The sequence below is a fragment of the Bifidobacterium lemurum genome, from assembly GCF_014898175.1.
Classification (GTDB): domain Bacteria; phylum Actinomycetota; class Actinomycetes; order Actinomycetales; family Bifidobacteriaceae; genus Bifidobacterium; species Bifidobacterium lemurum.
In genome coordinates this window covers 2,052,320-2,072,471 of the sequence record NZ_CP062948.1, presented here as the reverse complement: position 1 = coordinate 2,072,471, position 20,152 = coordinate 2,052,320, and the positions used below count along the sequence as shown (strand labels likewise).

Here is a 20,152-nt window from a genome sequence, read left to right as displayed (position 1 = left end):
GCTCACCCACATGTCAGCTGCGACAACCGGGATCCCAAAGCGACCTCACTGATCGCTGACGTGTCGGTGTCGTCCGAAGGCCGCACCAGACTGACGCCGAGTTCGGCCCCGACGATGAGCACCGGCGTTTCCTCGCCATCCGCCACGACACAGCCAGTGGAACCGGTGATGCCATATACCGCGCCGGCTGGAACCCGCAGCACGGTCACCGGTTCCTCGAATGCCAACGTGGCGTCGAATCCCGCGGACAGCATGTCCGCCGTCATCGTACGAAACCCTTCGGTAAGGGCGACCTGCTGGCAGAACGCCGCGTCACTGACCGTGGTCTCGCCAGCGGGCAACACGGTCGTCTGGTCGAACACGGTGAGCACGCGGGATCTGTCCAGGGCCTGCCCGTTCTTGATCGTCAACGACGTGATGCCGCCGGGCACCTCACCCACGATATCTGATGCATTGACGACGACACCGACTCCCGCGCTCCATGACTCGGTTCGTACACTGGATTGCGGAATCCATAGGACATCAGCCAGATGAAGAGAGCCGTCGCTGGTATTGCCCGAGTCGGACATCAGCTGCTGCCATCCCGCTCGGGTGCGCCAATCGTACAGGTCGGTTCCCGAAGCGGAAGTGTATCCTAACCGTCCCAGCTCGTCGTTCAGCGCGCGGACGTCGTCGCCTTGATCCCCCACCGTCAGATCCCGGTAGAGCGGACTGGCCGTATTCAGGGCGATAACCACACGGTCGTTGACCTTGTATGCCGCCGCGCCGGAATTCAGTCCCGCCCCCGACCAGTTGGCGGTCACCGTTCCGGACGCGTTGCCGATAAGTCCGTATGACGCGGACATGGTCGGTACCACCGTCACCTGTTGTTGACCGGAGTACTGCTGCGTGTTCACGGGGACGCTGGTGATCTCCTTCGCGCTATCGAGCAACGCAGGCGCGCGGTCGGGCAGCCAAAGCGCGCAGGCTCCCGCCGTAAGCGCCATCGCCGTCATCACCGACAATGGCAGCCATACAATCGATACCTTGCGTCTCACCACAGTTTCTCCACGGGATCATCGGCGAACCCCACAAACGAATTGTTGGCGGCCTGGCAACCCCGCACACCCATATCCTGCGCATCGTAGCTGAGTTCGCCATCCGCGCGCTCACGCGCGTACTGTTCCGCGGTGTAGTCCTTCGGCACCAGATCGTTACGGCGCAGGCAGTCCACGATCGCCTCGTCCCGGTTGGACAGCAACGAACCGTTGCCCTGCTGCACGGCGTAGATCTCCGCCACGATGTTCACGTTGCCGAAGCACGACGCCTGATCGGCATCATATTTCTCCTCTTGGGAGTCGGTGCCCGAATAATGCACCGCCTCCTCGTAGATGCCGTTGGGATATTTGATCAGAACGATCTCCTTATATCCCTTGTCGAGCATGCACGACTTATAGGTCGACCACGCGTCCTCGTAGTCGGCCGCCGTCACGCCGCCATCGGCCTTGGCGCGTTCCATCACGGATTTCTCATAATCGGACGCGGGCTCGAATTGGTTCGAGATAAACATATCGATGTATTCGTCCAGTGAGTTCGCCAGTTTCTCGCCCGCCACGCCCGAACCGATGTCCCGACCGCTGTTCTGCGACGCGCCTCCGCCAGAGGTCTGGCCGCTGGACTTCCCCGTCGCCTCATCCGCCGTTGTTTGCCCACCATCCGCCGCCCGCGAACAGCCGGACATGCCCGCCAGCGTCATAACGGCGACGGCGGCCGCGCCAAACCGAATCATTCCCTTCATAATCGCCCCTTCTCATCAGCTCCGATGGAGTCTTCCTAGTTCAGGGTATGTGGTCTGTGGTCTGTCGGGCAACAATCGCATGGTTGTTTTGTGTATACCCATGTGCTTCCCTCCACTACAACATTTGTGCATACGCTCTTCGGTGAGGGTTTCACCTTGCAATCATGTTCGATATCATGGCGGGTGAATTCGTTGAGGAAGACGGGAATGGGTTGAAGTTGCATATGGGGATGGAAGACCGAACGTCGACTGCGCACACGCGTCCGACGGGCATGACGTTCTGTCGTATCGCCATAGTCGATAACGACGAAATGGCATTACGCTCGCTCATCCGGATCATCCATGAGCGGATTCGATTCGCATCGCCGATCTGGACCGCCACCACCGCGCGACAGGCGTTGGAACATTGCTCAGCACCTCGAGACATCCCCGACGTGCTACTGGTGGACATGTCGCTCGAAGGCATTCAAGGCCCATCATTATGCCGTCATATACGATTGGGAAACACTAAAACCCGTTTGCTTGCGATCACCAGTTTTTCCACAACCATGTACCATGACAAGGCCGTTCATGCCGGAGCGCAGGGACTGATAAGCAAAAACGACGAGGATGAGATCGTCCGCGGCATCCATCTGATGCAATGCGGAGAGGTTATGGAGGGATTCGAGTCCCCTGTGATGGCTCAGATACGACTGAAGCATGAGCCCGCACCGGCGATTTTGAGCATACGGGAGGAAGAGATTCTCGATCTTGTGGCGACATGCGGACTTGTCGACCGACAAATCGCCGACCGTCTCGGCATAGCCGAGGCGACCGTCCGCAGGCATATGCACAACATCATGAAGAAGCTCGGCGCCCGAACCTCCCGCCAAGCGGTAGCCATATGGCTCAACAACAGATAGGCTCCCATGAATATCGTGAAACGCATTCATCATCCCGTTCAGTGGGCGATTGTTCTGGGAGTCGAGCTCGTATGCATCGCCGAATGGTGCGCACGTCCATCGGCGCAATGGCCGGCCATAGTGCTGTCCGCCGCGCAATGCGTGCTGATCGCACTTGCGCCGATTCGTCCCCGTGTGGTGTTTGTGATCGCTCTCGTCTGCGACGCCAGCATGACGATGCTGTATACCGATACTGCGGCAACTCCCATATACGCGCTGGTCACCGTGATCGGATTCCTCGCCTATCAGACGAACAATGCGACCACATTCGCGGCGCTATGCGCGGCATCCATCGCCCAACTTCTGGAGACGGCCGCCGGCGGCGCATCAGGAGGCCGCGCGTTGGTCGCCTTCCTGGTGACTTTCGTGTTCGCCGCCCTACTGGGCAGCGCATTGCGGTGGCGTGAGCAGTTCGTGGCAAACCAGCATGCGGCACAGGTGGCGAGCATACGGCTGCGGGACAGCGAGAAAGCCATTCGGGCGGCCAACGAAATCCATAGCGCCGTCACCAACCAGATGTCGTCAATCGCGCGGATCGCCCAACGACAGATACGGCTTGGATTGGACGGCGATCAACAACCTTGGGCAATGATCAATGACGCGGCGACGGAAGCCTTGTCGAACACCCACCGAGCCATCGAATACCTCCGGCAGGTCGATGGCGACACCACGTCCGAGAAGGATCCTTCCTATGAGGACCTTGTGAAGGGCATCACACGCATGTTGGAAGAGGACGGCGGGAATCTTCGCGCCCTCGGTTTTTCCGGCAGCGTCACCACTCAGACGGACACACCCGTAAAACTCAGCGCCGACAAACAACACCTTATTCTCACGCTGCTGCATGAGATCCACACCAATATCGTCCGGCATGCGCCTCATGGCTGCCATTACGAGCTTTCCGTACTTCTCACCCGACAAGGCGTGGAGGTCACCCAGATCAATCCTCTCGCCGCACACGAATCCGCTACGGATCTTCCCGTCGGACGATACGGCTTGCACGGGCTGCAGCAGGACTTCTCCGCATACGGCGGGACGCTAAGCGCTGAATGCGAAGGCGACATGTGGGTCGTCTTCGCATTCCTGCCCGCCGATGGCGAGGAAATCAGCTAGCCCGCACGTCAGTTGCCGAGGAAGGAGAAGCTGCCGGTCAGCGCCGCGACGGTCAGCGCCACGATCGGCAGGGCGAGGCATCCGACGAGGAACATGCGGTCACGTGTGTGCACCTCGCTCACGCGCGCGTGGCTGCGCGGTCCGTCGCCGCCGAATCCGCGCGCCTCCATGGCGGTGGCGAGCGTGGTGGATCGTCTGATCGAAAGCACCAGCAGCGCGAAGGCCTGCGGGAAGAAGGCCTTGACCTTGCTGTCGTCGCCGAGCCCTCGGGAACGACGCGAGGCGGTGAGCGCCGCCCAATCGTCCTGCAATACGGAGAACAGACGCATGCCGGCCAGTCCGCCGTACACGAAGCGGTCGGGCAGGTGCAGCACCTGACTGAACGCGTCGGCCAGATCGGTGGAGTCCACCCCCAGAATCGTGATGATGGCGGGGATGCCGATGGCGAGGATACGCAGGCCGGTGGCGATGGCGAGTTCGCTGGAACGGTCGGTGACATGGATCATGCCCCATTGGAACCAGGTGTCGCCGCCCTGCTTGCCGTACAGCCAGACGGCGAGCGCCGAGCCGGGCGCGCCGATGAAGACGGGCCATGTGGATCGCACGATGCGCCATGGGGTGAATCCGATCGTCATCAATACCGCGAATTCCAAGACGAGGGCGACACTCGCCGATATCCAGTCGAGGCTTAGCAGCATAGGCAGGGATACCAGAAACGCGCCGATTAGACGGTATGCGGGGTTCAACGAGGCTAGGAAAGGCGATCGACTGGAGACTTTCACGGGTTCTTCTCGTTCGTTCACCGAGGAGACTTCGACACGCGCATGCGTCGGATCAGAACCCTTTTGCTCCTGCCACTCTCCCGAGGCACCATCAGGTATGAGCTCCACCAGACGGGCTCCCAACGCGGTGACGAGTTCGCGGTCATGTGTGACGACGATGATGCTTACGCCGTCACCACGCAGCGAGTGAATCAGCCGCACGATCTGCATCCATGTGCGGCGGTCCTGGCCGAAGGTCGGTTCGTCGAGGATGAGCACTCGTGGTGCGGATGCCAAGGACGCAGCCACTGTGAGGCGACGTTTCTCCCCTCCGGACAGCGTGTACGGATTCGCCCGTTCGTAACGGATGAGATTGAAGCGTTCGAGCAGCTCGCGAGCGCGGGATTCGGCTTCGCTCTGCGGCATGCCGGCGCGCAACGGTCCCAGCATCACCTCTTCGAGCACGCTGCCGCAGGCGAACTGGTGCTCGGGGTTCTGGAAGACGTAGGAGATGCGTGAAGCCAGTTCGGTGGATCGCCATGCGATGGGCGAGTCGCCGCGTGCGCCCTCCGCCAGCGCGGGCGAGGCTTCGACCCGTCCGTCGACGGGTTCGAGCAGACCGGCGAGCGTCAACGACAATGTGGATTTCCCGGCGCCGTTCGCGCCGACCAATGCGGTGATCTGTCCTGCATTGAAGTCGAGATCGATATGCTCGGCGATGGCTTCGCCGTTGCGACCGATCGCCAGATCACTGGTCGAAAGCAATGTCTCGCCGTTGCCGGTGCTGGCCGGGTATTCGGGCTCGTCATCGGTGTGGATGCGGCGAATCTCGTCGCTCGGGCGGCGGTAGCGTTCCGGCAGCCAGATGCCGAGCGCTGCGAAGTCCAGATCGGGGTTGCGGAACACCTCGTCGGGCGTGCCGTCGGCCACGACGACCGTGCGGCTCGAGACGGCATGGCCGATCTCCTCGTCCTCGCCGTTTTGGGTGACGCGCGTGCCGGCCGCGTCGCCATCGGCCAGACCGAGCACGACCACGCGGTCGATGAGGTCGATCCAAGAGCCGGCGCGATGCTCGACCAGCACCATGGTGGCATGCTGGTCGGCCAGCACTTCGCGCACCGCGTCGACGACCTGTTCGACGCCGTCCGGATCGAGATTGGCGGTCGGCTCGTCGAGCAACAACACGCCTGGACGCATCGCCAACGCGCCGGCCAAAGCGAGACGCTGCATCTGCCCGCCGCTCAGATGCATCACCGAACGATGCAGCTGCACGCCCTTCATCCCCACGGCAGCGAGGCTTTCATCCACGCAGGGCCAGATCTTCTCGAGGGGCACGTTCATATTCTCCGGACCGAACGCCACATTGTCACCCAGACGCTGGAACACGGCTTGGGCATCCGGATCCTGCAATACCAGGCCCACGCGCCCGCGCGCCTGACGCACGGGCACCCCGTCGACCAGCACGGCTCCCTCGGTGATGCCGCCCTCCTCGTCGACCACTGTCTGGGGGCCGCCCGCCATCTGGACGGATTCATCGTCCGACACGCCGTCCCGCTCATCGCTCCGGTCGAATCGTTCCTCTTGCTCGAATTGTCCGGGCCGTTCGACGGGCGCATCGGCCATATCGCTGCCAAGCAGTCCGGCCGCTCCCTCAAGGATGGTGGATTTGCCGATGCCGGAGGCTCCCAACAGCAACACCCGCTGTCCGGCTTCGATACTGAGATTCAGACCGCGCACGGCGAAGTTCCGTCGTGAGGCGTGACGATAGCCCCAGTTGTCGAATCGCAGGCTCGCGTTGTCAATCATGTGCCGCTCCATGTAACGAAGGATGAAGCGGGTGCGCCCACACACGGCGTGGCGCACCCGATATACCCGATGAGGTGACGCGCCTGTACCCGCTTTAGGCGGAAACGCCGCGCACATCACGGCCGGAGGCGAACTTGTCGAGCGCACCGGTTTTCGCGATCGCGAGGTAGAGGAACCACATGAGAACGCCGGCGAACACGATGCCGGAGACCACAGTGGCGATCAGATAGACCACGCCGTAGGAGCCGGTGGCGGAAATGCCCTGCAGGTTCTTGAAGAAGGAATAGCCCCAGCATCCGACGGCGGACAATGCGCCGGAGAGCACGGTCACGGCGAGATTCCACTTCTTGTAGGCGAAGATAAGGAACGCGACCTCGGCGAACAGCCCCTGCACGAGCGCGATGAGGAAGGTTTCGACTCCTCCCCACATATTGCCCATCAGCGCCTCAAGCACACCGGCCACGACTTCGGCATAAACCGCGGCACCGGGCTTGCGCACGATGATGGCTGCCAGAGGACCAGCGAACAGCCACAGGCCGTTAATCAGGCCAGGCAGTCCAGGGACAAGCGCGTCCATGACTTCCCAAGGACCGTAGGTGATGGTGGCCACGCCCCAATAGATCAGGGCGGAGGCGACGCCGATCACGGATGCGACCGCGATATCGACGACGCGCCAGCGGTAGTTGGCTTTGGCGATGGTTTGAGACATTGATGTGCCTTTCTCTCGTCACGCGCCGACGTTCGGCGCGTGTTCTCAGGCACGGGAAAAGAGCGACGTCCGTGCACCAGCATTATCTGGACTCACGTTCATTCGGTCGAGGGAAACCCCTCATCTCAGCCGCTTTTGGACAGCAGCCCCCGTGTCAACTCACACAGTGTAAAACATCACCTGGCCAATTTGTCAAGCAGCAGCGCTTCGGTGACCACATTGCTCTTCAACCCCGGCAGGGAGAGGGACTCGTTGGGGCTGTGCGCGTTGGCCTTCGGATCCTCCGGTCCGGTGACGAGCACCTGGGCTTCGGGGAAGATGCGCTGCAGTTCGGGGATGAACGGAATCGACCCGCCCTCGCCCTTGTTCACGGGCGCCACGCCGAAGGCCTCCTCCATCGCCTCCATCGCGTCCTTGGTGGCCTCGGCGTTCGGATCCATGGCCCAGCCCATGCCGTTCTCCAGCTTGTCCACGCGCACCTGCGCGCCGAAGGGGGCGTTCGAGACGAGGAACGCGGCCAGCGCGTCCTGCGCCTCTTCGGGGCGCTGGTTCGGCGCGGTGCGCAGGGAGAGACGGAAGGTTGTTTCGGGGGCGATCACGTTGAACGAGCCTTCGACCGGATGCGCGTCGAAACCGATCACGGTCACGCTCGGCTTGGTCCACATGCGTGCGGCGAGCGAGCCGGTGCCGGCCATACGGTAGCCGTCGACGACGCCCGCGTCGGCGCGCACGCTCGCCTCGTCGAGGTCGCGCTGCAGTCCGCCGATCGGCTCCTCCGCGGCCACGCCCGGCACCGCCAGGTCGCCGTTCGCGTCGTACATGGAGGCGATGAGCATGGCCGCCAGCGTGTTCGCGTCGAGGATCGGACCGCCGAACTGGCCGGAATGCACGGGATGCTCCAAGGCCTTGACGGTCACGTCCACGCAGGTGTTGCCGCGCAGCGAGGTGGTCAGGCTGGGGATCTCGGCGGACCAGTTGCCCGAGTCGGCCACAATGATCACGTCGGATTCGAATTCCTCGCGATGCTCCTCGATGAAGGGGATGAAGCTCGGCGAGCCCATCTCCTCCTCACCTTCGATGAACACCTTGATGTTCACCTTGAGATCGTCGCCGAGCGCCTTGAGCGCGCCGGAGTGGATGGCGATGCCGCCGCCGTCGTCGGCCGCGCCGCGGCCGTACAGGCGCGTGTCGATTTCGGTGGCCACGAACGGGTCGGTGTCCCATTCGGCCGGGTCGGGCACCGGCTGCACGTCATGATGCGCGTACAGCAGCACGGTGGGCGCGTCCGGATCGACGATCCTCGAGCCGATCACCTCCCATGCGCCGGGAGTGCCGTCGGGATTATGGGCCTGGGCGACCTTCGCGTCCACCCCCACCTCGCGCATCAGCTCGGCCACGAATTCGGCCGATCGCCTCATATGCTCGCCGGTGATGCCCTGAGCGGAAATCGACTGGAGCGCGATTTTGTCGCGCAGCACGCCGACGATGCGCTCCCAATCGGATTCCACCCGCGTGCGGATGTCCTGAGCGGTGAGATCTGCCATGGATGATGGTCCTTTCCTCGTGTTTCCAGGGTCGCGCGAACGCACGCACGGGTTTGCTCCCCGCCCGCGACGGACGTTTTCGATACGCCCACATCGGCCCGTATCGATGGGATTGCAACGCCTGACACCTGGTATTCATGCGTCTATACGTCACCGTAACCTGCAATCATGACATGGAACCCGTTCAAGAAGGAGCAGGCCCAGCAGCCTGTCGAAGAGTCCGCCAAATCCGATTCCTCCAAGGGCAAAGGGCACGCCACCCCCAAGCGCAAGGAGGCGCAGGCGGCCAACCTGCGCCCGCTGGTGCCGGTGGATCGCAAGGCCAGCGCGAAGGCCGCCAAGGCCCGCATGCGCGAAAGGGAGAACGCCGAATACGAGGCGATGCAGAAGGGTGATCTGAGCCGCATGCCCAAGGCCGAACGCCTGCCGTGGCGCATCTACATCCGCGACTATGTGGACGCCCGCTGGAACATCGGCGAGTTCTTCATCCCGGTCGCCTTCGGCATTCTGATCCTGTCCATGATCCTGTCCGTGTTCGTGCAGAACGTCGCCATCTCGATGGCCATGATGGTTCTTATGTACGGCTATCTGTTCGCCGTGATCATCGACACCTGGCTGATGTGGCGCAAGCTCAAGAAGAAGCTGGTCGCCAAGTTCGGCGAGGCGGCCGTGGCCAAGGGATCGCGCTCCGGCACCTACGCGTGGAGCCGCGCCATCCAGCTGCGCCGCTGGAGGCTGCCCAAGCCGCGCAACAAGCGTGGCGAATACCCCCAGGACTGATTCCCCGCGTTATTCTCTAGGAGAGCCGCCCGACTTGGGCGGCTTTTTGCTTTACGATGGACGGCAGACGCGGGGCGCGACCCGCATCCGATCCCAAGGAGACAAAATGACCCAGCAGTATGACGTGGCGATCGTAGGCGCGGGACCGGGCGGCTACGCGACCGCCCTGCGCGCGGCCGAATTGGGGATGTCCGTCGCCCTGATCGAGCGTGAAGGCACCGTGGGCGGCACCTGTCTGAACCGCGGCTGCATCCCGTCGAAGGCGCTGATCACCGCCATGCACGCCATGGACGCCGCGCGTCACGCCAACGTGTTCGGCGTGCGGGCGAGCGTGTCGGGAATCGACTACGGCCGTCTGCGGGAGTACCGCGTCGGCGCCGTCGCGAACATGACCAAAGGTTTGGCGGGACTGCTCGCCCAACGCAAAATCGAGGTGCTGCGCGGCGAGGCGGAACTCACGGACGCGCACACCATCCGCATCACCACGGACGATCCCGCCGACGACGGGACTCGACGCGTCTCGACCGTCACCGCCGACCATATCGTGCTCGCCACCGGCGGCAGACCCCGCGCCTTGCCGGGAGAGCCGTTCCGAGGAGCGCTGATCGATTCCACGCAGGCGCTGGAACTCGACGAGTTCCCCTCGCGCGCGGTGATCGTCGGCGCGGGTGCCATCGCCCTCGAATTCGCCTCCATGTGGAACGCCGCGGGCTGCGAGGTCACGCTGATCATCCGCAAAGGCCGCGTGCTGTCCGCTTGGGACAAACGCACCGGCATAACCCTCACCCGCGAACTCAAACGCCAGGGCGTCACCGTCATCGCCAACGCCTCCGTCACCCGCGTCGACACCGGCGCCGAAACCGGCGCGACAGTACGTTATGCAACGGCCGGCGGCGGAGAAGCCGACGTGGAGGCCGATGTGGTGCTGGCCGCCATCGGCCGCGACCCGAACACCGACGCGCCCTGGTTCGACGCGCTGGGCATCGCCCGCGACGCGCACGGACTGGTGGCGGTCGACGAGCTGGGCCGCACCTCGGTACCGGGAGTGTGGGCGGTGGGCGACATCACCCCCGGTCATGCCCTCGCCCATCGCGCCTTCGAACAGGGCATCGTGGCGGCCGAAGCCATCGCGGGACTCAACCCCCGCCCCGTGGACGAGACGACCGTGCCCGGCATCGTGTTCTCCTCCCCCGAAGCGGCCACGGTCGGACTGACCGAAGAGCAGGCCAAGGAACGCGACGACCTGCGTGAGGTGAGGCAGACCGCGTACCCCATGCTGGGCAACGCGCGCATGATGATGAGCGGCGCGGGCGGCTCGATGAGCGTGGTCAGCGGCGAGAGGGCGGACCGTCCGGGCGTGCCCGTGGTGCTCGGCGTGCACATCGTGGCCCCCGGCGCGTCCGACCTGATCGCCGAAGCGCAGCAGCTGGTCGGCGCGCGCACGCCTCTGGCCGAGGCCGCGCGGCTCATCCACCCCCATCCCACATTCAGCGAGACGCTCGGCGAGGCCCTGCTCAAGGCGGACGGCCGCCCCCTGCACACGCGCTGACGGGAGGGCAGTGATACTGATAGACTTGTTGCCCAGTGTGTTCATCATCCGTATCGCAGTGAAGGAAAGAGATGGCTCAGAACGACGCTAAGGCCGAGAAGAAGCCCGGCACGATCAAGCAGATCATCCAGATTTTCAAGTACACCTACGCGGAGGACAAGCAGCTGCCTTGGCTGTTGGCAGCCGTGTTCGTGGCCCCGATCGTCGTGATGGTGATCGCCGGCATCGTCTTCCACTGGTCGGTGATGAGCTGGATCTTCCTGATGATCACCGCGATCATGCTGGGGCTGCTGTTCGCCACCATGATGCTCACCCGCCGCGCCGACCGCGTCGGATACCGCCAGCTGGAGGGACGTCCGGGCGCGGCCGTCAGCGTGCTGAGCAATATGAAGAAGGCCGGCTTCACCTTCCCCGAGCAGCCGGTGTGGATCGACGCCAAAACCAAGGACGCGATCTGGCGCGGCACCTCCATCAACGGCATCTATCTAATCGGCGAGGGCGACTACGGACGCGTGTCCAAGGCGATGGACCGTCAGGAGCACAGCATCAAGGGTGTGACCGCCGGCTCGTCCATTCCCGTCTACCGCATCGCGGTGGGCACCGGCGAGCATCAGGTGCCGCTGAAGGACGTGCGCAAGGCCGTCACCAAGAAGAAGGCCTACGAGCCGACCAACCATAAGAATCCCGTGCTGGCCAAAATCCACCCGCGCCGCCGTTTCCTGCTGACCAAAACCGAGCTGGACACGCTCAACGACCGTCTGCGCACCCTGCAGACCAAGGGCGGATACGGCATCCCCAAGGGCATCGACCCCACGCATCCGCAGCGTGTGAGCCGTCGCGCCATGCGCGGCCGCTGATTCGGAGCGAATCGGAACTCTCTTCGCGGAGCCCCACGACGCCATGCGCGCCGTGGGGCTCCGTCATATTCCGCGGACAGTACACGCATCGCACCAGGGCGTGTCCATAACCTGAAAAAACGCAGATTAATGGCTCGACCATCGCAAAACCGCATGATTCCGCGGGTTCCACGCAATCCAGCATCCCGACGTAACACTTTCGTAACCCAACTCGCGAGTGAGCGAAACGCATATTCCTATGCTTAACACTCGTAACGTTTCTCATGAAAGGAGCGGTCCCGTGACCGAACTCAAAACCAAGGCCGATGCCGAGGCCCTGATCAACCAGGAAGGCGTGGAGTACGTCTCCATCCGCTTCACCGACCTCATCGGCGTGCAGCAGCACTTCAACGTGCCGGCCAGCGAATTCCTCAAGGACGCCTTCGACGAGGGCATGCCGTTCGACGGCTCCTCCGTGCAGGGCTTCCAGGCCATCAACGAGTCCGACATGAAGCTCATCCCGGATATCGCGACCGCCTTCATCGACCCGTTCCGCAAGCATAAGACGCTGAACGTCTCCTTCTCCATCGTGGACCCGCTGACCGACGAGCCCTACTCCCGCGATCCGCGTCAGGTCGCCGGCAAAGCCGAAGCCTACCTGAAGTCCACCGGCATCGCCGACACCGCTTCCTTCGCCCCCGAGGCCGAGTTCTTCATCTTCGACAAGGTGCGCTTCTCCAACGACATGAACCGCTCCTTCTATGAGGTCGACTCCATCGAGGCCCCGTGGAACTCCGGCGTGGACACCGAAGAGGACGGCACCCCGAACATCGGCTTCAAGAACCGCGTCAAGCGCGGCTACTTCCCCGTCCCGCCGATCGACCACAACCAGGATCTGCGCGACGATATGGTCGCCAACCTGCAGAAGGTCGGTCTGACTCTGGAGCGCGCCCACCACGAGGTCGCCGGCGCCGGCCAGCAGGAGATCAACTACCGCTTCAACTCCCTGCAGCACGCGGGCGACGACCTGATGAAGTACAAGTACGTCATCCACGAGACCGCCGCTCTGGCGGGCAAGGCCGCCACCTTCATGCCCAAGCCCATGGCCGGCGACAACGGCACCGGCATGCACTGCCACCAGTCCCTGTGGAAGGACGGCAAGCCGCTGTTCTACGATGAGAAGGGCTACGCAGGCCTGTCCGATCTGGCCCGCTGGTACATCGGCGGTCTGATCAAGCACTCCTCCTCGGTGCTGGCCTTCACCAACCCGTCGCTGAACTCCTACCACCGTCTGGTGCCGGGCTTCGAAGCGCCCGTCAACCTGGTGTACTCGGCCCGCAACCGTTCCGCGGCCATCCGCATCCCGCTGGCCGGCACCTCCCCCGCCGCCAAGCGCATCGAGTTCCGCGCGCCGGATCCCTCCTGCAACCCGTTCCTGGCCTTCTCCGCCCAGCTCATGGCCGGCCTGGACGGAATCCTCAACCACATCGAGCCGCCGGAGCCGGTCGACAAGGATCTCTACGAGCTGCCGCCGGAAGAGCACGCGGGCATCAAGCAGGTGCCGAGCTCCCTGGCCGAGGCCATGGACGCGCTGGAGGAGGACCACGACTTCCTCACCGCGGGCGACGTCTTCACCGACGACCTGATCGAGACCTGGATCGGCCTCAAGCGCGACGAGATCGACCAGTCCCGCCTGTCGCCCACCCCGCTGGAGTACGAGCTGTACTTCCACATCTGATAGATGAGGTCTCAAAACGGCGGAATAACGGGCTTTTGATGTTCTTCATCATAGCTTTGTGAGCCATTTGTGAGCCATCCGGTCCCCTTCCCGAAAGGGAAGGGGACCTTTTGTATCTACGAAACTCGTCGATACCCTACGCCCGGGTGACATGGTCTGAACGCACGAAACTCGTCGGCACCCACGCCCATGCGACCCTCAAATCGGCCCCAAACGAACATCCCAACGGGACTTTCCTTGGAATACCAACGTTTCCCGCCGACGCGACCGCACACGGCATGTGCGGTTCATGTGACGAAAAGTCGCACGGCACTCACCCACCCCACACTCCGTGCGACCCCGCCTCATGACTCACCACAATCACCGCGCCCCGAAAGCCACTCAGCACCCGGCCAAGCGCCTCTTTTGATCCCAAATCCAAATGATTGGTCGGCTCATCCATGATGATCAGCTGCGGGTCGCGGACCAAACCAAGACACAACAGCAGTTTGCGCGACTCCCCCGGCGACAGGGGCCGCCCCGAAACCAGCACGTCGGGGTCGGCGTTGAGTTGCGCGAAGGCGGCAAGCACACGCGTCCTATCCGTTGCGGTCAGCCGTGCCAACTCCGCCACCGCCACGTCGCACTCGGCTTGCGTCACCTTCTGCGCGATATAAAGGCACGGCACGTCATCGGACACGGCCCGCACCAACGCGCGCATCAGCGTCGATTTGCCCAATCCGTTGGGACCGGTGATGACGATATGGTCGCGCGGGCCCACACTCAACGTCGGAATCGCCACGCCGCCGACTGGTTCACCGGTTCCGTGGGAGTCTTGCGGGTGTCCCGCCGGGACGACGTGCCCGACTGGGAGTTCACCGGTTCCGCAAAAGTCTTTCAGGTCTGGTTCATGCGATTCAACTGAGGCCAGTTGCTGGGGACCCGCCATCGTCATCTGAGACGCGTCCATCGCCGCAACCCGCCAAACGCCATCTGGATCGACAAGCAACCTCGCGTTCGCAATCACAAGCTGGCCAACTCCACCGCAAGACGGTCCCACATTCCGCACGGCATCATCTGGCTCACCGCCGTAACGGATCACCCCGGATTCCAGACGCACCAGTTCGGAGCGGTGGCTCGGTTCGATATCTAGCCAGATGTTTCCGTCGTACCGTTTCGCCGCGGTCGTCAGATTCTCCGCTTGGGCGCGGGCCGCGGCGACGCGCCCATCGAGTTGGGAATAGGCGCGCCCCACGCCGGAGTCCAGGCTGGTGGAACGCGCCAGTTTGCGGGCGGCGCGCGCGTCATGGTCTTTGGGATCGACCCGCCGCCCTGACGTTTGGCCGACTCCACCTGCTGGACCTTGGTATGACGCGTCGTCTGGATATCGACCAGACGGGCGGTTTCACGGTGGGCCGCGGACAGAGCGTCCGCCTCGCTCCGTTCCCGCTCCCGTCGCGCCTGAATCATCCTCGAATATCCTCCGGCGTAGGCGCCGACCTGTGTGACGTTGCGTCCGCGAATATGCCGTCGCTCGAAGCAGACGCACCGATCGCAGGTCGCGTCGATCAGCGCGACGTCGTGGGAGATGACGATGCCGATGCCACGGAACGTACGCATGACGCGTGCGATGGAGTTCCGGGTCGGCCCGTCCACATGGTTGGTCGGTTCGTCCAGCACCAGCACGTCGGGGCGTGCGGCGAGCGCGCAGGCCACCTGCACACGTTTGGCTTCGCCTCCTGACAGGGTGTCGTACCGGTAGCACCACTCATCGTCGATGCCGAGCGTTTCGCGCACCGTCATCGCCTCGGGCGACCAATCGGCTGCGAAATCCTCCAGTCTTTCGGGCGTCTCGACGGTGCGCTGCGGGCAATATCCGACGACCAATCCGCGCGGCGACGGACTGACCTTGCCTTGGTCCGGGGTCAATCGTCCTACGGCGATATTCGCCAGAGTCGATTTGCCGATGCCGTTGTCGCCCAATATCGCACTCCATCCGCGTGGGAAAGTCGCGCTGACGTCATCGAACAACGGTTCGGGAGCGCCTTCATATGTAAAAGAGATATGTGATAACGAAAGTGCCATAGCATCTCCTTGATGCCCAGGCGCACTGTGACGATTCCACGATTATGACGGCAGCGGCGGGCGACGCGCGGCAGTGCGCATCAACGCGCACGCTCCTCTTCAGCGCAATCCGTCACCGTCACAGCCACATCGTTCCGCGGACCCTTTCTCGATTTCATCATCGCCGCTCCCAGAGTAGCGCTTCGACGGGTATCCCACAACACCACCGCCGACAATCGCCAGTGCGACCCTCAAATCAGATTCAAACGAACATCCCGCAGGATGGATCGTTGAAAAACAGCTATTCCACATCGAACCGACCACACACAATGTGTGCGGTTCATGTGACAAAAGGTCGCACGAAAGACAGCCGCCTCGCACTCCGTGCGACCTCGGTCAACCTGATATGTCCAGCAGTTGTCGCAAATTTTGCAACGACTGAAATCACGAAGGGCATTGGCCATATGTCTGCTAATCGTAGGCATGCTTCGCCCGAACAGCGTGACGGTTCGGCCGCCTCGCACCGGACACACCGTATCCAAGGCTGGAACCACATAACCCTGTTCGGCTTGCGCTCAGACGCGCACCCACTTTAGCGTCGAGACATGAGTAGTTTTATGCATGACAAAGCCGTCGGACTGAGACGGATGGAACGCCGACGTTGCAATGAGGCCGCCGGGCGGACCACAGCGCCACTGTGGGTGAGTCACATCAACGCGTTGCAGTATTGGGGCGCATCGGTGCCGGAAACGATAACGATACGTCGCGACGTCGTGCACGTCAGTGTGCCCAAAGCCAGCCAACGCAAGAAAGTGCAGGGCGTGCGATTCCATGTGTTTCGCGGAGCGGTCGAACTGCGCAAAACGGACTGGGAACGATTCTGGGTGTTCGCGCCTCCCGCGGCATGGTCGCAGATGGCACCGTTCTGCACCGCGGAGCAGCTTGCCATCATCGGAGCGTCGCTGTTGCGACGAGACAAACGCGACAAAGTCACCACCATAGACGAGATCACCCGATATGTGGAAGCGAATCCGACGATTCGCGCACATGCGACCTGCCTGAAGGCGATTCCTCTGCTCGTGGAGAACACCGATTCCCCAAAGGAGGCCGACCTGTTCCAGCTGCTGATCGGAGGCGGGATGGGTCGACCGCAGGCGAACTGGCGCGTGGACATTCCCGGAAGTTCCCGATATCGATTGATCGACCTCGCGTATCCCGACTGCAAAGTCGGTTTTGAATATCAGGGATACCACCATGCCGAGCCCGACCAGATGCAGGCGGATTACCTGCGGCAGAACCAGCTCACGCTGAAAGGATGGGTGATTCTGTACGTGACGGCCAACCTGCTTGAGACGGAGGAATCCCGACGGGAATTCCTTAAGATGGCACAAAATATCGTCGCCCGGCAACGTGCCATTGGATCGTGGTGCAGCGCATAGAACCATTCTCAATAGTGTCCGTGCGACCCTTGCATCGGCCTCAAACGAACATGATGATGGCGACTTTCGTTGGAAAGTCGCCATTCTTTACTCATACGCCCTCACACGGCATGTGCGGTTCATGTAAGAAAAGGTCGCACGAACGGAGCCCCGGTCCCGCTCCGTGCGACCTTGGCCCTCGTCCTAAGCCGACGGAGAGGATCATGTCGAGGTTGTAGTACTCGACCTGTCGTTCAACCGTTCTGCCGCCTTCGTTTTGAACTAGTGCAAAAAATGCACTAGTCAAGAGTCTTTCTAATCCTTCAAGTCTCAATTCTTGATGTGTCGACGCAAACGCACAGAGTGCGTGCGGGTCGTGTGACAAAAGGTCGCACGGAGGGAAAGTGGGACTTCCTCCGTGCGACCTACCCTAATCTCAGTCGATAATGCTGTTCAGCTCGTCGACGGCGCGCAGGGCGGCGGCGACGTCGCCCGGGGTGACCTCGAAAGGCATATTGCCCATGGTGTCCTCCGGAGCGCAGGCCAGCTCGCCGACCTTAAGCAGATCCTCGTCGGTGGCGTCGCCGATACCGATGCCCTCCAGCGTGGTCGGCAGTCCGACCGTGCGGAAGAAGCGGTATTCCTTCTTCAGCACGTCCAGCGGCTGATCGTCCAGCACCAGCTGGGCGAGCGTGCCGTACGCCACCTTCTCGCCGTGCAGATACTGGTGGGTGCCGGCCAGCGCGGTCAGACCGTTATGGATGGCGTGCGCGGCGGCAAGTCCGCTGCTTTCGAATCCCAGTCCGCTCAGCAGGGTATTCGCTTCGATCACGCTTTCCACGGCCGGGGTGCGCGCGCCCTTGCGGACGGCGGCGACGGCCTTCGCTCCCTCGCCGGTGACCAGCTCATGGCACAGTTTGGCCATGGCGAACGCGGCATGCGTCGGATGCCCGCCGACCATGGTCGTGGCGTTCGACCGCACGCAAGCCGCGGCCTCATAATAGGTGGCGAACGCGTCGCCCAGGCCCGACACCAGCAGACGGATCGGTGCCTTCGCGATGAGTTCGACGTCCATGATCACCGCGGTCGGATTGCTGACCAGCGGCAAATAATGGTCGAACTGTCCGTCGGGGGTGTAGATCACGGACAGGCGCGAGCAAGGTGCGTCGGATGACGCGGCGGTCGGCACGATGGCCACGTCGAGCCCGCCGGCGTAATAGCCGACCGCTTTGGCGGTATCGATGCTTTTGCCTCCGCCGATGCCGAACACGATATCCGAGCCGTCGAGAGCCTCGCGGTGTTTGGTGATTTCGTCGTCGGAGCATTCCCCGCCGAACACCGCGTAGACGTACGGCATGCCCGCGGTCTCAAAGCTGGACACGATATCGTCTCGATACACGCCGTCGATGAACGAGTCGACGATCAGATACGCCTTGGAGGCGCCCAGTCCCTCGCATTCGTTCGCCAACGCGGACAGCGCGCCTTCGTGCTGAATGTATGTGCCTGGAGCTGCAAGAACTTTTCTCATAATGGTTTTCCTTCATGGACGTGCCGACGGCGCGTCAGCAAGTGTCGTCTTCGACACGGGAGACGCCGGACGTCGGATCGCCGCGGAATTGCGGCGGTGCGTCCAGCCTATGGCGAAGCGGTGACACAGTTCCGTCTGCGGCTTAATTCCGACCGACACCACAACCTCATTCCGTCCGATTTCCATTCGCAGGTTGATTCCGTCCCGCGTCCCGCTCGACGGTTCCGCCGCATCCTGCCGAGCATGCGCCCGTCCATGCTCCTCGAAAGACTCTGGGACGACGACTTTCGCAAAATCCCCGCGTCGTGCTCTGGAAAGCCGCGCGGCTTGCCGCTAGGGTGGTAGGCGGTCCGTACAAAGGAGGAGCCACATGGTCGACGCACGCCAGATTGAAGCCGAAATCTACGAACGCCTCAGCCGGGTGATCGACCCCGAGCTCGGCCGTTCCGTCACCGATTTGGGTATGATCGCCGCCATTCAGGCCGTCCCATCCGACCAGTCCGACGCATACGACGTGACGGTGCGCGTGGAGCTCACGGTCGAGGGCTGCCCCCTCAGCGAGACCATCACCAACCAGATCAACGGCGCGGTCGCCTCCTATCCGCACGCCGCGCTCACCCCGCATATCGAGGTCTCGTCGATGAGCCGCGACAAACTCGCCGATCTGGTCGCCGGTCTCAAGGCGGAACGCAAGCAGAACCCCTTCACCAAACCGGGGGTCAAAACCCGCATCTTCGCCATCGCCTCGGGCAAGGGCGGCGTGGGCAAGTCCTCGGTGACGGCGAATCTGGCCGCGACCTTCGCCGCGTTGGGCTACGACACGGCCGCCATCGACGCGGATATCTACGGATTCTCCCTGCCGCGCCTGTTCGGCGTGCGCACCCAACCCACCAATCTCAACGGCATGCTGATGCCGGTGACCGCATGGGGGGTCAAGCTGATCTCCATCGGCATGTTCGCCGGGGCCGACCGGGCGATTCTGTGGCGCGGACCGCGCCTGCAGCGCTCATTGGAGCAGTTCCTCTCCGACGTGTGGTGGGGCGAGCCCGATGTGCTGCTGCTCGACTTGGCGCCGGGCACGGGCGATATGGCGATTTCGGTGGCGCAGGCGCTGCCGAACGCGGAGCTGGTGGTGGTCACCACGCCGCAGCCCTCCGCCTCCGACATCGCCGTGAGGTCCGGCTTGGTCGCCCTGCAGGTGCCGATGAAGGTGCGTGGTGTGGTGGAGAATATGAGTTTCTACGAGCATAAGGGTGAGCGTCTGGAGATTTTCGGCGCGGGCGGCGGCCGTCGCGTCTCCGACCAGCTGACCGAGGCGCTGGGGTATGAGGTGCCGCTGATGGCGCAGCTGCCGTTGCTGCCTGAGGTGCGTGAGACCGGTGAGGATGGACGTCCGGCGGTGCTGGCGGAGGACGGGTCGCTGGCTGACACGCCGTTGGCACGCTCGTTTAGGGAGTTGGCGTTGGATTTGATGGACGCAGGTTCGCACAAAGCATGATGGCGGTACGTCGCGTGCGACTTTTCCTTACGTGAAACGCACGGATTCTGTGAGGTTTACGACTGTAAGGAATGGCGGTTTTCCAAGGAAAACCGCCATTCTTATGTTCGTTTG

At 62.8% G+C, this 20,152-nt stretch carries 16 protein-coding genes; 8 read left to right on the top strand and 8 right to left on the bottom strand.

The window, feature by feature from the left end:
- Positions 1–2: 2 nt before the first annotated feature.
- Positions 3–1,040: a peptidoglycan-binding domain-containing protein gene (locus tag BL8807_RS07920; RefSeq protein ID WP_072723849.1), complete on the bottom strand. Its 1,038-nt coding sequence runs from the start codon at positions 1,038–1,040 to the stop codon at positions 3–5.
- Positions 1,034–1,777: a hypothetical protein gene (locus BL8807_RS07915; RefSeq protein WP_072723847.1), complete on the bottom strand. Its 744-nt coding sequence runs from the start codon at positions 1,775–1,777 to the stop codon at positions 1,034–1,036. Before BL8807_RS07915 ends, BL8807_RS07920 begins: the two co-directional genes overlap by 7 nt.
- A gap of 164 nt (positions 1,778–1,941) precedes the next feature.
- Here BL8807_RS07915 and BL8807_RS07910 point away from each other — a divergent pair, with 164 nt between their 5' ends.
- Positions 1,942–2,679 carry a response regulator transcription factor gene (locus BL8807_RS07910; protein WP_083570101.1) on the top strand — a complete coding sequence of 246 codons (738 nt, stop codon included), beginning with the start codon at positions 1,942–1,944 and terminating at the stop codon, positions 2,677–2,679.
- Positions 2,680–2,685: 6 nt separating this feature from the next.
- Positions 2,686–3,828 (top strand): sensor histidine kinase, encoded by a 1,143-nt coding sequence (locus BL8807_RS07905; protein ID WP_072723844.1) that lies wholly within the window; start codon positions 2,686–2,688, stop codon positions 3,826–3,828.
- A gap of 8 nt (positions 3,829–3,836) precedes the next feature.
- On the opposite strand, the gene BL8807_RS07900 is transcribed toward BL8807_RS07905, so the two are convergent.
- The 3 genes from BL8807_RS07900 to BL8807_RS07890 form a co-directional block, all read right to left on the bottom strand.
- Entirely contained in the window at positions 3,837–6,395 is a 2,559-nt protein-coding gene (locus BL8807_RS07900; protein ID WP_226847306.1) for an ATP-binding cassette domain-containing protein, read from the bottom strand.
- Positions 6,396–6,489: 94 nt separating this feature from the next.
- Positions 6,490–7,104 carry an ECF transporter S component gene (locus BL8807_RS07895; RefSeq protein ID WP_072723841.1) on the bottom strand — a complete coding sequence of 205 codons (615 nt, stop codon included), beginning with the start codon at positions 7,102–7,104 and terminating at the stop codon, positions 6,490–6,492.
- A gap of 176 nt (positions 7,105–7,280) precedes the next feature.
- Complete coding sequence (locus BL8807_RS07890; protein WP_072723839.1) at positions 7,281–8,648, bottom strand: dipeptidase; 1,368 nt, start codon at positions 8,646–8,648, stop codon at positions 7,281–7,283.
- 168 nt (positions 8,649–8,816) lie between these two features.
- On the opposite strand from BL8807_RS07890, the gene BL8807_RS07885 reads away from it, so the two are divergent.
- The 4 genes from BL8807_RS07885 to glnA all read left to right on the top strand — a co-directional run bounded on the left by BL8807_RS07885 (position 8,817) and on the right by glnA (position 13,551).
- Complete coding sequence (locus BL8807_RS07885) at positions 8,817–9,428, top strand: DUF3043 domain-containing protein (RefSeq protein WP_072723837.1); 612 nt, start codon at positions 8,817–8,819, stop codon at positions 9,426–9,428.
- 106 nt (positions 9,429–9,534) lie between these two features.
- Positions 9,535–10,977, top strand: a complete 1,443-nt coding sequence (gene lpdA / locus BL8807_RS07880; RefSeq protein WP_072723835.1) for a dihydrolipoyl dehydrogenase — start codon at positions 9,535–9,537, stop codon at positions 10,975–10,977.
- A 71-nt stretch (positions 10,978–11,048) separates the two neighbouring features.
- Positions 11,049–11,834, top strand: coding sequence for a DUF4191 domain-containing protein (locus tag BL8807_RS07875; RefSeq protein ID WP_072723833.1), 786 nt, complete (start codon positions 11,049–11,051; stop codon positions 11,832–11,834).
- 280 nt (positions 11,835–12,114) lie between these two features.
- On the top strand, positions 12,115–13,551 hold the full coding sequence (gene glnA / locus BL8807_RS07870; RefSeq protein WP_072723831.1) for a type I glutamate--ammonia ligase: 1,437 nt from the start codon (positions 12,115–12,117) through the stop codon (positions 13,549–13,551).
- A gap of 313 nt (positions 13,552–13,864) precedes the next feature.
- Here glnA and BL8807_RS07865 read toward each other — a convergent pair whose 3' ends face one another.
- Both BL8807_RS07865 and BL8807_RS07860 read right to left on the bottom strand, forming a co-directional pair.
- Positions 13,865–14,557: a P-loop NTPase family protein gene (locus BL8807_RS07865; protein ID WP_143147937.1), complete on the bottom strand. Its 693-nt coding sequence runs from the start codon at positions 14,555–14,557 to the stop codon at positions 13,865–13,867.
- Positions 14,558–14,718: 161 nt separating this feature from the next.
- Entirely contained in the window at positions 14,719–15,615 is an 897-nt protein-coding gene (locus tag BL8807_RS07860) for an ATP-binding cassette domain-containing protein (RefSeq protein WP_072723828.1), read from the bottom strand.
- 596 nt (positions 15,616–16,211) lie between these two features.
- Between BL8807_RS07860 and BL8807_RS07855 the strand changes: the two genes are divergently transcribed.
- On the top strand, positions 16,212–17,033 hold the full coding sequence (locus tag BL8807_RS07855; RefSeq protein WP_072723826.1) for a hypothetical protein: 822 nt from the start codon (positions 16,212–16,214) through the stop codon (positions 17,031–17,033).
- A 415-nt stretch (positions 17,034–17,448) separates the two neighbouring features.
- Here the strand turns inward: BL8807_RS07855 and BL8807_RS07850 are convergent, their stop codons facing one another.
- Positions 17,449–18,540, bottom strand: a complete 1,092-nt coding sequence (locus tag BL8807_RS07850) for a glycerol dehydrogenase (RefSeq protein WP_072723824.1) — start codon at positions 18,538–18,540, stop codon at positions 17,449–17,451.
- A 370-nt stretch (positions 18,541–18,910) separates the two neighbouring features.
- On the opposite strand from BL8807_RS07850, the gene BL8807_RS07845 reads away from it, so the two are divergent.
- Positions 18,911–20,038 carry an Mrp/NBP35 family ATP-binding protein gene (locus BL8807_RS07845; RefSeq protein WP_072723822.1) on the top strand — a complete coding sequence of 376 codons (1,128 nt, stop codon included), beginning with the start codon at positions 18,911–18,913 and terminating at the stop codon, positions 20,036–20,038.
- Positions 20,039–20,152 lie beyond the last annotated feature (114 nt).